Raw genomic sequence first — 11,821 nt, forward strand, 5'->3', positions numbered from 1 at the left:
CGGAGCGATTGGATGAGCCAGACCAAGACCATCGAGGTCCCGGACATCGGGGATTTCAAGGACGTCGAGATTATCGAGGTCCTGGTGCAGCCGGGCAGCGAGATCGCCCCGGAAGATCCGTTGATCACCCTGGAGTCCGACAAGGCGACCATCGACGTGCCCGCCCCCGAGGCCGGCACGGTGAAGAAGCTGCACGTGAAGGTCGGAGACAAGGTGTCCAAGGGCAGCAAGCTCCTGGATCTCGAGGCCAGCAGCGACGCTGCTGGCACCGAGGAGCAGGGCGCCTCAGGCGGTGATGCCAAAGCCGAATCCGCGAAGGCGGAGTCCGGCGCCGCGAGTGAGCCGAAAAAGGCGGCGGCCCCCAAGGCGGCCGCCGACCCGAACACCGACAGCCAGTGCCAGGTGCTGGTTCTGGGTTCCGGCCCCGGCGGTTATACCGCCGCCTTCCGAGCCGCGGATCTGGGCCTGGACGTGGTGATGGTCGAGCGCTACCCGGAGATCGGCGGCGTGTGCCTGAACGTCGGCTGCATCCCGTCCAAGGCGCTCCTGCATGCCGGCGAGGTGCTGCACGAGGCCGAGCGTTTCGCCGCGTTGGGTATCAAATTCGGCGAACCGGAGATCGATCTGGAGGGCCTGCGCGGCTACAAGGGCGGCACGGTCAAGAAGCTGACCGGCGGGCTCAAGCAGCTGTGCAAACAGCGCAAGGTGCGCGTGGTCCAGGGCGTCGGCGAATTCACCGGCGCCAACAGCATCGCGGTGGAGGGCAATGACGGCCGCGAGGTGATCGGCTTCGAGCACGCGATCATCGCGGTCGGTTCGCAGGCGATCAAGCTGCCCGGCTTCCCCTGGGACGACGAGCGAGTGATGGATTCCACCGACGCGCTGGACCTGGCGGAGATCCCGGACCGCATGCTGGTGGTTGGCGGCGGCATCATCGGCCTGGAGATGGCCTGCGTGTACGAGTCTCTGGGCTCCAAGGTCACGGTGGTGGAGCTTTCGGACACCCTGATGCCGGGCGCGGATCGCGACATCGTGCGCCCGTTCGAGAAGCGCGCGAAGAAGCGCTTCGAGAATATCTTCCTGAAGAGCAAGGTGTCCGAGGCCAAGGCCACCAAGGCCGGGATCGTCTGCCAGTTCGAGGGCGAGGCCAAGGGCCTGCCGGAAGAAGACACCTTCGATCGTGTGCTGGTCGCCGTGGGCCGCAGCCCGAACGGGGCGAAGATCAAGGCCGAGGCGGCCGGCGTGCAGGTGAGCGAGCGCGGCTTTATCGAGGTCGACAGCCAGCAGCGCACCAACGTCGAGCACATCTTCGCCATCGGCGACGTGGTCGGCCAGCCGATGCTGGCGCACAAGGCCACTCACGAGGGCAAGGTTGCCGCCGAGGTGATCGCCGGGCACAAGGTCCACTTCGATGCACGCGCGATCCCGTCCGTTGCCTATACCCACCCCGAGGTCGCCTGGATGGGCGTGACCGAGGAGCAGGCGAAGGCCGACGGTATCGAATACACCAAGGGCGTGTTCCCCTGGGCCGCCTCCGGGCGCGCGATCGCGCTGGGTGCCGAGGACGGCCTGACTAAACTGCTGTTCGACGCGGATGGCCGCGTGATCGGAGCCGGTATCGTCGGCCCGTCCGCCGGCGACCTGATCGGCGAGGCGATGCTGGCGCTGGAGATGGGCGCCGAGATGGAAGACATCGGTCTGACCGTGCACCCGCACCCGACGCTCAGCGAGACGGTGGCCTTCGCCGCCGAGGTCGCGCACGGCTCGATCACCGATATTCTGCCGCCGAAAAAGCGCTAGCGGGTCATGGCCCGCTTGCGCCAGTGGCTGCGTTGCGCACTCCCGGGATTGGTGCTGCTGGGGGTGGGTATGGCCACGGCGGGTGCTGCGCCCTACAGCGAACCGCTGGAGCGTAGTGACTGGCAGCTGACCGAGGAAGATGCCACCTGTCGCATCCAGCAGACCGTGCGTCACGGCGGTACGCTGCGTTTCGAGGCCCGGCCGGGCCTGTTGACCGCAGTCTTCTGGCAGGCCCCCTACGCGATGCCGGCGGGCGTCGCGCCGCGGCTGCGCACCGGCGCGCCGGAATGGCTGCGCCCGGCGACCCAGTCGCCCCTGGATCTGCGGCTGCAGGCCCGTGACGATCGCTTGTTCCGGGTGCCACAGGGATCGGCCCAACTCCTGAAGGCCCGCCTGCTGGCAGGCCATGACGTGCGCATCGATTTTCCCGATGGTGACGACTCGGTGCACTTTCGCGGCATTCGTTTTGCCCTCCGTGCGCGCGATTTCCGCGCCTGTTATGGCGGGCAGGACGCGCCTGCCGCGAGCCCGGACGGGGGCGCGCTGGATCGCTGGAGCGTTTATTTCGAAACCGGCAGCCATCGTCTGGATCCCGAGGCACGCGAGGTTCTGGAGCGCGCGGCCCGCATCCTGGCGGATGCGGAGACCCCGCGCGTTCGGGTCGTCGGCTGGACGGATGCCGCCGGGCCGTTGGAGATCAACCGCCCCCTCAGCCGCAATCGTGCCGAGGTGGTGCGTCAGGCACTGGTGGAGGCGGGTCTCCCGGCTGCGGGCGTCGAGATCGAGGCCCCGGGTGTCGACCCGGCCGCCGATGGCGCGCGCCAGGCCTCGCGGCGCAGCGATATCTGGTGGCTGGACAGCGGCGATGCCGACGCGCGTGACGCCCCCGTCGCCGACACGGAAGGGTCCGAGGGCCGCGTCCCCGGCCCCGTTCCGGATCCGGCCGCACCCTCCGCGACCCCGGCGTGGTAGTGACGCCGGTCGCGAAAACGACTATATCTTTACCTTAGGAAAAGGATAGAAATTCTTATGAGTTCCTCGATCAAGCGCGTCGTCCTTGCATACTCCGGCGGTCTGGATACCTCGGTCATCCTCAAATGGCTGGAGGATCAATACGGCTGCGAGGTCATCACCTTCACCGCCGATCTGGGCCAGGGCGAGGAGGTCGAGCCGGCCCGCGCCAAGGCCGAGGCCCTGGGGGTGAAGCAGATCTACATCGAGGACCTGCGCGAGATCTTCGTGCGCGATTACGTGTTCCCGATGTTCCGCGCCAACACGATCTACGAGGGCGAGTACCTGCTGGGTACCTCCATCGCGCGCCCGCTGATCGCACGCCGCCTGGTCGAGATCGCCGAGGAGACCGGAGCCGACGCGATCGCCCACGGCGCCACCGGCAAGGGCAACGACCAGGTGCGTTTCGAGCTGGGCGCCTATGCGCTGAAGCCGGGCATCAAGGTGATCGCCCCCTGGCGCGAATGGGACCTGAACTCGCGCGAGCGCCTGATGGCCTACGCCGAGCAGCACAACATCCCGGTGGACTACAAGAAGCAGGGCACCAAGTCGCCGTATTCGATGGATGCCAACCTGCTGCACATCTCCTACGAAGGTGGCCCGCTGGAGGACCCGTGGACCGAGGCCGAGGAGGACATGTGGCGCTGGTCGGTCTCCCCGGAGGCCGCGCCGGACGAATCCGAGACCCTGACCATCGGCTTCGAGAAGGGTGATCCGGTCTCGATCAACGGCGAGCGCCTGAGCGCGGCCGAACTGCTCGCGAAGCTCAATGAGCGTGGCGGGGCCCACGGTGTTGGCCGGCTGGATATTGTCGAAAACCGCTATGTCGGCATGAAGTCCCGCGGCTGCTACGAGACCCCGGGTGGCACGATCCTCTTGCGTGCCCGCCGGGCGCTGGAATCCATCACCCTGGACCGCGAGGCCGCGCACCTGAAGGACGAGCTGATGCCGCGCTACGCCAGCATCATCTACAACGGCTACTGGTGGAGCCCGGAGCGGCGCATGCTGCAGGCCGCGATTGACGACACCCAGGGCGTGGTCAACGGCGAGGTGCGCCTGCGCCTGTACAAGGGCAACGTGATCGTCGCGGGGCGTCGCTCCGAGGACACCCTGTTCGACGATGCCATCGCCACTTTCGAGGATGACGCCGGCGCCTACGACCAGAAGGACGCCGAGGGCTTCATCCGCCTGAACGCGCTGCGCCTGCGTATCGCCGCCAGCCGCAACCGCAAGCCGACATGACATGAGCGGGGCGGGCCGCCAGCGCTCCTCATTGAGGGTTGCCCCGCTCCGGCGCCCGGGAAACGCGTGGATGTCTGGTGGCCTGGCCGTGTTCCTGGTGGGTTTTCTGTTGCTGTATCCCTCGGCGCCCTTGTTCGCGGAGGAAACGGCGGCGGTGGACGAGCAGCGCCTGGTCTTCGGGGTGCTCGCCCACCGCGGCGACGATGTGGCACTCCAACGCTGGACGCCATTCGTCGAGTACCTGTCAGAGCAGATCGACGGGGCCCGTTTCGTGCTGGAGCCGGTGGACAACGACGGGTTGCAGGCGGCAGTCGCAGACAAGCGCTTCGATCTGATCCTGACCAACAGCGGTTCCTACGTGATGTTGGAGCAGCAGCACGGGATATCGCGCATCGCGACCATGCAGCCGCGTCAGGTGGGCCGTGACGAGGACCGGTTCGGGGCCGTCGTGATCGCCCGCGCCGAACGGGATGACCTGGTGGAGCTGGACGATCTGCGGGGGCAGCGCTTGTCCGCGGTGCATCCTGATGCCTTTGGGGGCTGGTGGATGACCTGGCGCGAATTGCAGGCCGCCGGGCTGGACGTCGAGAGTGATCTGGCGTCGGTGGTATTTACCGGATTTCCGGTCGGCCGCGGCCTCGACTGGGTGCTGCAGGGGGAGGTCGATGCCGCGACCTTCCGGACCGGCATCCTGGAGGACCTGGAGGCACGTGGCGATCCACGGGTGGAGCAGGTCCGGGTGGTCGGCGAGCGCGCCTTCCCGTCGTTCACTTACCGCGCCAGTACCCGTTTGTACCCCGAGTGGCCGCTGGCGATGCGTGGTGACCTGGATACCGGGCTGGCGCATGCCATCCTGCTGGCGACCCTGTCGCTGGATGCGGAACATCCGGCAAGTCAGGCGGCCGGCATCGGCGGCTGGGCAGCACCCCGGTCCTACGAGGACGTGCACGGGCTGATGTACGAACTGGGAGTTGGCCTGTATGCGCCGCAGCCCTTCGATATCCTGGTTTGGCTGCGTGACAACATCCTGTGGCTGGTCTCGGCGCTGGCAGTGGTCGCGCTGCTGGCGCTGCTGTCTGTCTCGCGGGTCCACACCCGGGTGCGTCGCTCCGGGCGCAACCTCGAGCGCAGCATGGACGCGATCCCGGATGCGGTGATCACCCTGGATGCACGAGGCGGAATCTCCTACGTGAACCCTGCGGCCCGCGAGCTGGCGGGGCTGACCCGGGATCAGGTTCTGGGTTGTTCCCTCGATCAACTGCTCGATTTGCGCGAACTGGGTACCGGCCGCCCTCTGCTGCCGGCGGATGCCCGGGGCGAAGCGCTGAACCAGGCCCTCGGCGAGCGTTCGGATGCCCGCCTGGTCCGGCGTGACGGTCACGAATTGATCGTGCGTATCGCGCGTACTGCGCTTGACCCGGTAGCCGGCAGTTCCGTGCGGACCCTGCTGGTGCTGACGGATGTCTCCGAGGAACGCAGGCTGGTGGATCGCCTGGTGCACGAGGCGAGCCACGATGGCCTCACCGGCTTGTTGAACCGGCGCGCCTTCGAGCGCGAGCTGGAGATTGCCATGCATGCCGCCCGCGACAATCGCGCGGTGGCCAGCCTGCTGCTGGTGGACCTCGACTACTTCAAGGATGTGAACGACCGCCATGGCCATCGGGTCGGCGACGAACTGCTGCGCCAGGTTGCTCATGTGCTGCGCCAGCTGACCCGGGGTCACGATGCGGTGGCCCGGATTGGGGGTGACGAGTTCGCCGTGATCGCGCGCGATACGAACGCGGAGTATGGGCGTATCCTTGGTCAGCGGATCTGCTCGGCCCTTGCCGACCGGCCGTTGCAGGTGGAGGCCCGGGACGTCACCATTGGCGCCTCGGTGGGCGTGGTCGAGCTGGGACCGGACGTGCCGGGGGTGGACGAGGCCTTTGTCGCAGCGGATCGCGCCTGTTATCAAGCCAAGGATCAGGGCCGCGGTCAGGTCGGGGTTGCCCGCAAGGCGGACATCTACCCAATCACTGGGGCCTGAGCGTAATCGGCTCGGCGCCGGATCGAAAAATTAAGGAATCACATGTCTGTTGTCTCCTGTTTGCGCCCGGCCCTGCTGGCCCTGATGTTTCTTGGTCTGGCGGGTTGCGCGACGGTGCCCAGCGAGGACCGTCACCCCGATGATCCCTGGGAGTCCTACAACCGGGCGGTGTTCGAGATCAATCAGGACTTCGACGAGTCGCTGCTGCGCCCGGCCGCCGTGCAGTACCAGCGCCTGCCGCAACCGGTGCAGACCGGGGTGGGCAACTTCTTTTCCAACCTCAATGACTTCACGGTCCTGTTCAACAACCTGTTGCAGGGCAACCTGGAAAACGCCGCCTCGGATACCGGGCGAATCATGTTCAATTCGACCTTCGGACTGTTCGGGCTGATCGACGTCGCCTCGCCCATGGGGCTGGACAAGAACAACGAGGACTTCGGCCAGACACTGGGCGCCTGGGGCGTGGCGCGAGGCCCCTACCTCCAGCTGCCCTTCCTCGGACCGAGCACGGCACGGGATGCCCCGGCGCGGCTGGTGGATGGATACACCAGCCCGCTCTATCACACTAACCTGCGCGACGATCACACCGGGTGGTGGATCGGCCTGATCGCACTGGACGTGGTCGACATGCGCGCCGGCTTGATCCCGACCGAACGCATGCTGGCGCAGCTGTCCGACGACCCCTACATCGCGATGCGCCAGGGCTACCTGCAGCGCCGGGACTTCCTGGTGCGGGGCGGCAGGCCGGATGGCGAGGCCGATGCCATGCTGGACGAACTGGATGAGCTCGAGGCGATGGAGGCCATGGAGGCCGAGGAGAGCGAACGTTGAACGGCCTTGCCGCGATGCTGAACATCCTGCGCCTGCGCGCCGGGCCGCAGGACCTGCCGGCGGATAACGGCACGCTGGTCTTCTGGGTCGGCATCGCCCTGATCGCCGGCATGGTGATCGGGATCCCGCTGTACGGCTTCGGCCAGGCGCTGGCACTAAACGTGATGGACCTGGTGGTCCTGTATGCCTTTGTCGCCATCCTGCTGAGCATGCAGGGCGTAGCGGATCGCTGGCGCCAGACCTTCACCGCGATGGCGGGGACCGGCGCGGTCCTGGGCTTGTTGATGGCGTTGCTGATGGTGCTGGCGGGCGGACCCGATCCGGCGCGCGAGCCGGAGGAGGTCGCCACCGGGGTTGTGTTCGGGATGCTGGTGCTCCTGGCCTGGTTGCTGCTCGTCTTTGGTCACATCCTGCAACAGGCGCTGGGGTTGGGTTCGCGTCTGGTGGGAATGCTGATCGCGCTGGGCTATATCGTGGTCTCCAGCGTGGCCACCCAGACCGCGATCGGGCTGTTCCAGTGACCGGCGGGCAGCTCCACGTCCTCGGGATTGGCGGGACCTTCATGGGCGGACTGGCCCAGTTGGCGCGCGCGCAGGGGTATGCAGTCACAGGTTCCGACCAGAAGCTGTACCCGCCCATGAGCGATCAGCTGGAACAGGCCGGGATTGCCTACCACGAGGGCTACGACCCCGGCACGCTGCCCGACGCGGGGCCCGTCGTGGTCGGTAATGTAATGCGCCGCGGCATGCCCGTCGTCGAGGCCCTGCTGGATCGCGGGCTGGACTACACCTCGGGCCCGCAGTGGCTGGCCGAACACATCCTTCGTGATCGCTGGGTGCTGGCGGTGGCCGGTACCCATGGCAAGACCACGACCGCCAGCATGCTCGCCTGGATTCTTGAATACGCGGGGATGAGCCCCGGCTTTCTGATCGGCGGGGTCCCCGGCAATTTCGGGGTCAGTGCGCGCCTGGGGGATGCCCCGTTTTTCGTGATCGAGGCCGACGAATACGACAGCGCGTTCTTCGACAAGCGCGCCAAGTTCGTCCATTACCGCCCGCGCACCCTGGTCCTGAATAACCTCGAATTCGACCACGCCGACATCTACCCCGACCTGTCCGCGATCGAGCGCCAGTTCCATCACCTGGTGCGTACGGTGCCGGGGCAGGGGCGTATCCTGATGCCGGCCGGTGATGCCGCACTGGAGAGGGTGCTGGAGATGGGGTGCTGGACGCCGGTGGAGCGCCTCGCGACCGACCCTGAAGGCGACACTGGAAATGCGACCCCCGCGCTGGCCGCGCGCGCCCTGAACCCCGAGGCCTCGGTCTTCGAGGTGCTGGCCGATGGCGTGGCACAGGGGCGGGTGGAATGGTCGCTGACCGGGCGTCACAACCTGGCGAATGCCCTGGCGGCCCTGGCCGCCGCTCGGCATGCCGGCGTTCCGCTGGCTACGGGCCTGGCCGCCATGCCGGCGTTTCGCGGCGTTCGTCGGCGTCAGGAGCTGCGTGCCGAGATCGACGGCATCCGGGTGATCGACGACTTCGCCCACCACCCCACGGCGATCCGCCTGACCCTCGAAGGGCTGCGCGGACAGGTGGCGCCGGGTGGGCGTCTGGTGGCGATCCTCGAGCCGCGTTCCAACACGATGCGCATGGGGGTGCACGCCGAGGCCCTGGGTGCGGCGCTTGCGCAGGCCGACGCAGTGCATCTGTACCATGCTCCGGAGATCGACTGGTCCACCGAGGGCCTGCAACAGCAACTCGGCGAGCACCTGTCCGTGGCGCGCGATATCGAATCCCTGCTGCAGGGGATTCTTGCCACCGTTCGATCCGGCGATACGCTGGTGATCATGAGCAACGGAGGCTTCGACGGGTTGCACCTGCGCCTGATTGACGCCCTGCAGGGGACGCCCGCATGACCGAACGCCCGCGCAGCATCTCTCTGGCCCTGACCGGCGCCTCCGGTGCGCCGTATGGTTTGCGCCTGTTGCAGTGCCTGGTCGAGTCCGGCGTCCAGGTGCACCTGATGCTGTCGAAGCCGGCGCAGGTCGTCCTCGGGCTGGAAACGGACCTGAATTTGCCCGGCCGCCCGGTGGAGATTGCGCGCTACTTCGCCGACCGCTATCAGGCGGCCCCCGATCAGATCCACTGTTACGGGCCCGAGCAATGGACCGCCCCGGTCGCCAGCGGCTCGGCCGTGCCGGAGGCCATGGTGGTCTGCCCCTGCACCACCGCCACCGTGTCGGCCATTGCGACCGGTGCCTCGCGCGGGCTGATCGAGCGCGCCGCCGACGTGGTGCTCAAGGAACGCCGCAAGCTCCTGCTGGTGGTGCGCGAGACGCCGTTCTCCGAGATCCACCTGGAGAACATGCTGCGTCTGGCGCGCATGGGCGCGGTGGTGATGCCGGCGAATCCGGCCTTCTATCACCGTCCGCAGTCCATCGATGACCTGATCGACTTCATGGTGGCGCGGGTGCTGGATCACCTCGACGTCGAGCACGCCCTGGTGCCGCGCTGGGGCGCGGCCCCGGAGCCGGGAGAGGATGCATGACCACGCTGCCGCTGTTTCCGCTGAACACGGTGTTGTTCCCCGAGGGGTTGCTGCCGCTGCGGATCTTCGAGACCCGTTATCTGGATATGGTGCGGCGCTGCCTGCGCAGCGATGGTCGCTTCGTCATCGTGGCGACCGAACCGGAACGTGAATCGGGTGAACTCCCGTCCGAGACGGATCCCTCCGCGGGTTTCTATAGTGTCGGCACCGAGGCGGTCATCGTGGACTGGGACCAGCGCCCCGACGGGTTGCTGGGGATCCTGGTCAAGGGCGAGGGCCGGCGGGTCATCCACAATGCCCGGCACGCCGATGACGGTCTGTGGCTGGGTGATGTGGAGCCCTTGCCGGAGTATCCCGAGGTGAGTCTGCCGGTGGATTATGCCTCGCTGGCCGATCTGCTGGAGCGCTTGCTGGACCAGCTGGGTACGCCCTGGTCGCACCTGGAACGGCGCTTCGACGACTCGACCTGGGTTGCCGCGCGGCTGACCGAACTGCTCCCGATCGACCTCGAAATCAAGCAGCAATTGCTGGAGGCGGACGACCCGATCGAGCGTCTGGAACGCCTGCGAGCGGCCATGCTCGCAGCATCGAAATCCTGAAAGCGGCCGCGGAGGCTGGTAAGGTTCGGGGACATTTTTAACCGGAGCCCGCCATCATGGCCGTTCAGGAACTCACGCAGGACACCTTCGAATCCACTATTACTGGGAATGACATCGTCATCATGGACTTCTGGGCCCCCTGGTGTGGCCCGTGCCAGCAGTTCGCCCCGACCTTCGAGGAGGCCTCCGGCAAGCACTCCGACGTGGTCTTTGCCAAGGTGAATACCGACGAGGAGCAGGCCATCGCCGGCGCCTTCCAGATCCGTTCCATCCCGACCCTGATGATCTTCCGCGAGCAGATCATCGTGTTCTCCCAGCCGGGCGTGCTGTCCGCCGGTCAGCTGGACGAGGTGCTGGGCAAGGTGCGCGAGCTGGACATGGAGCAGGTGCGCGCCGACGTCGAGCGCCAGCAGCAGGAACAGGAGCAGGCCGGGGGCGCGTAAGCCGCCTCTGACAACGGTTTCCCGCGGGCCCAGCCCGCGAGATCGAACCCGGCCGGGGGCGTCGCCCCGCCGGGTTTTTTTGTGTGGGGCGCGTGCCAGGATCGTAGAATGACCGCAAACCCCTGCGCCATGCGCGAAAGGATGCCGTCACTATGCCCCAGCGCCCCGAGGCCGGACGCCTGCCATGTTGAGCGTGATGACCCAGATGGGGGCGCTGATCGTCGCGGGCGTGGTCTGGCGCGCCCTGCAACCGGGTGGTCTGGATGCGGATACGACGCGCCGGGTCCTTACCACCCTGGTCTACTACCTGTTGCTTCCGGCGCTGGTCCTGCAGGTGCTGTGGGTGGCCCCGCTGGGCCTCGACTCCCTGCGTATCGCCCTGGTGGCGGGCCTCACGGTTCTGGCGATGGTCGGGGTCACGTTGCTGGCCTGTCGCGTCTGCATGGCGGAGCGTGCGGCGATCGGCGCGATGCTGCTGGCGGCTGCCTGGCCCAATGCCACCTATCTCGGTCTCCCGGTGCTCGACAGCCTGTTCGGCGAGCCTGGCCGCGCGGTGGCGATCCAGTACGACCTCTTTGCCTGCCTCCCGCTGGTACTGACGCTGGGCGTGCTGCTGGCGCGGCGCTACGGCGATCCCGAGGCGGTACGCCTGTACGGGGGCGGGAGTCCACTGCGCGGGCTGGCGGCGGTGCCGTCGATCTGGGCGGCGGTGGTGGGTGTGGCGCTGAATCTCGCCGGGGTCCCATTGCTCGACTGGCTGGACGTCTTTCTCGGGTTCCTGGCGGACAGCGTGGCCCCGCTGATGCTGTTCTCGCTGGGGCTGGCGCTGGTATTCAATCGCTTTCGTGGACGCGATGCCCGGCCTCTGGCGGTAGTGGCCGTGGTCCAGCTGATTCTGGCCCCCATCTTCGCGCTGGGCCTGGTGCTGTGGACCGGCCTCGAGGGTGTGCCCGGTGTCGGATCGGTGCTGGAGGCGGCGATGCCGGCGATGGTCCTGGGACTGGTGTTCTGCGATCGCTTCCGCCTGGACACCGGCCTCTACGCGGCCGCGGTCACGCTGACCACGGCGCTGTCGTTGGTCACCCTGCCCCTGTGGTTCGCCCTCGCCACCCGCCTCATCGCCTGACCATTGAGGCTCCGTGCGGTCCGCTTTCGCATGTCCGCTAGGCTGGCCCTGGTTCATCGTTCGGTGTTTACGGTGCCTTCGTCCGGCCACCTGCCACGCGCTCTCTCGCGAGCGCACCGCGAGGTACTTTCTTGCTTGCCCAAGAAAGTACCCAAAGAAGGGCACCCGGATTCCGCCCGGGAACCTTGCTCCAGGG

11 protein-coding genes are annotated in these 11,821 nt (G+C 67.3%); all 11 read left to right on the forward strand.

What is annotated here, in order from left to right; all coding sequences use genetic code 11:
• Window positions 1-12: 12 nt before the first annotated feature.
• The 11 genes from lpdA to G333_RS0105780 all read left to right on the forward strand — a co-directional run bounded on the left by lpdA (window position 13) and on the right by G333_RS0105780 (window position 11,625).
• Window positions 13-1,800, forward strand: a complete 1,788-nt coding sequence (lpdA, locus tag G333_RS0105730) for a dihydrolipoyl dehydrogenase (protein ID WP_019627926.1) — start codon at window positions 13-15, stop codon at window positions 1,798-1,800.
• A 6-nt stretch (window positions 1,801-1,806) separates the two neighbouring features.
• Window positions 1,807-2,772: an OmpA family protein gene (locus G333_RS0105735; RefSeq protein WP_019627927.1), complete on the forward strand. Its 966-nt coding sequence runs from the start codon at window positions 1,807-1,809 to the stop codon at window positions 2,770-2,772.
• A 57-nt stretch (window positions 2,773-2,829) separates the two neighbouring features.
• On the forward strand, window positions 2,830-4,053 hold the full coding sequence (locus tag G333_RS0105740; RefSeq protein ID WP_019562805.1) for an argininosuccinate synthase: 1,224 nt from the start codon (window positions 2,830-2,832) through the stop codon (window positions 4,051-4,053).
• 70 nt (window positions 4,054-4,123) lie between these two features.
• The gene (locus G333_RS0105745) at window positions 4,124-6,079 is read left to right on the forward strand and encodes a diguanylate cyclase (protein WP_019627928.1); all 1,956 of its coding nucleotides are present in this window, start codon (window positions 4,124-4,126) and stop codon (window positions 6,077-6,079) included.
• Window positions 6,080-6,121: 42 nt separating this feature from the next.
• Window positions 6,122-6,910 carry a VacJ family lipoprotein gene (locus tag G333_RS0105750; RefSeq protein WP_038037963.1) on the forward strand — a complete coding sequence of 263 codons (789 nt, stop codon included), beginning with the start codon at window positions 6,122-6,124 and terminating at the stop codon, window positions 6,908-6,910.
• On the forward strand, window positions 6,907-7,431 hold the full coding sequence (locus G333_RS0105755) for a hypothetical protein (RefSeq protein WP_019627930.1): 525 nt from the start codon (window positions 6,907-6,909) through the stop codon (window positions 7,429-7,431). Before G333_RS0105750 ends, G333_RS0105755 begins: the two co-directional genes overlap by 4 nt.
• Window positions 7,428-8,825, forward strand: a complete 1,398-nt coding sequence (gene mpl / locus G333_RS0105760; protein ID WP_019627931.1) for a UDP-N-acetylmuramate:L-alanyl-gamma-D-glutamyl-meso-diaminopimelate ligase — start codon at window positions 7,428-7,430, stop codon at window positions 8,823-8,825. The genes G333_RS0105755 and mpl overlap by 4 nt, the downstream gene beginning before the upstream one ends.
• Window positions 8,822-9,457: a flavin prenyltransferase UbiX gene (locus tag G333_RS0105765; RefSeq protein WP_018169050.1), complete on the forward strand. Its 636-nt coding sequence runs from the start codon at window positions 8,822-8,824 to the stop codon at window positions 9,455-9,457. The genes mpl and G333_RS0105765 overlap by 4 nt, the downstream gene beginning before the upstream one ends.
• The gene (locus G333_RS0105770) at window positions 9,454-10,056 is read left to right on the forward strand and encodes an LON peptidase substrate-binding domain-containing protein (RefSeq protein WP_018175597.1); all 603 of its coding nucleotides are present in this window, start codon (window positions 9,454-9,456) and stop codon (window positions 10,054-10,056) included. Before G333_RS0105765 ends, G333_RS0105770 begins: the two co-directional genes overlap by 4 nt.
• 56 nt (window positions 10,057-10,112) lie before the next feature.
• Window positions 10,113-10,499 carry a thioredoxin gene (gene trxA, locus G333_RS0105775; protein WP_018145279.1) on the forward strand — a complete coding sequence of 129 codons (387 nt, stop codon included), beginning with the start codon at window positions 10,113-10,115 and terminating at the stop codon, window positions 10,497-10,499.
• A 184-nt stretch (window positions 10,500-10,683) separates the two neighbouring features.
• On the forward strand, window positions 10,684-11,625 hold the full coding sequence (locus tag G333_RS0105780) for an AEC family transporter (protein WP_018175596.1): 942 nt from the start codon (window positions 10,684-10,686) through the stop codon (window positions 11,623-11,625).
• Window positions 11,626-11,821: the final 196 nt, after the last annotated feature.

It is taken from the genome of Thioalkalivibrio sp. AKL10 (assembly GCF_000381845.1).
In the GTDB taxonomy this organism is placed as follows: Bacteria; Pseudomonadota; Gammaproteobacteria; order Ectothiorhodospirales; family Ectothiorhodospiraceae; genus Thioalkalivibrio; species Thioalkalivibrio versutus.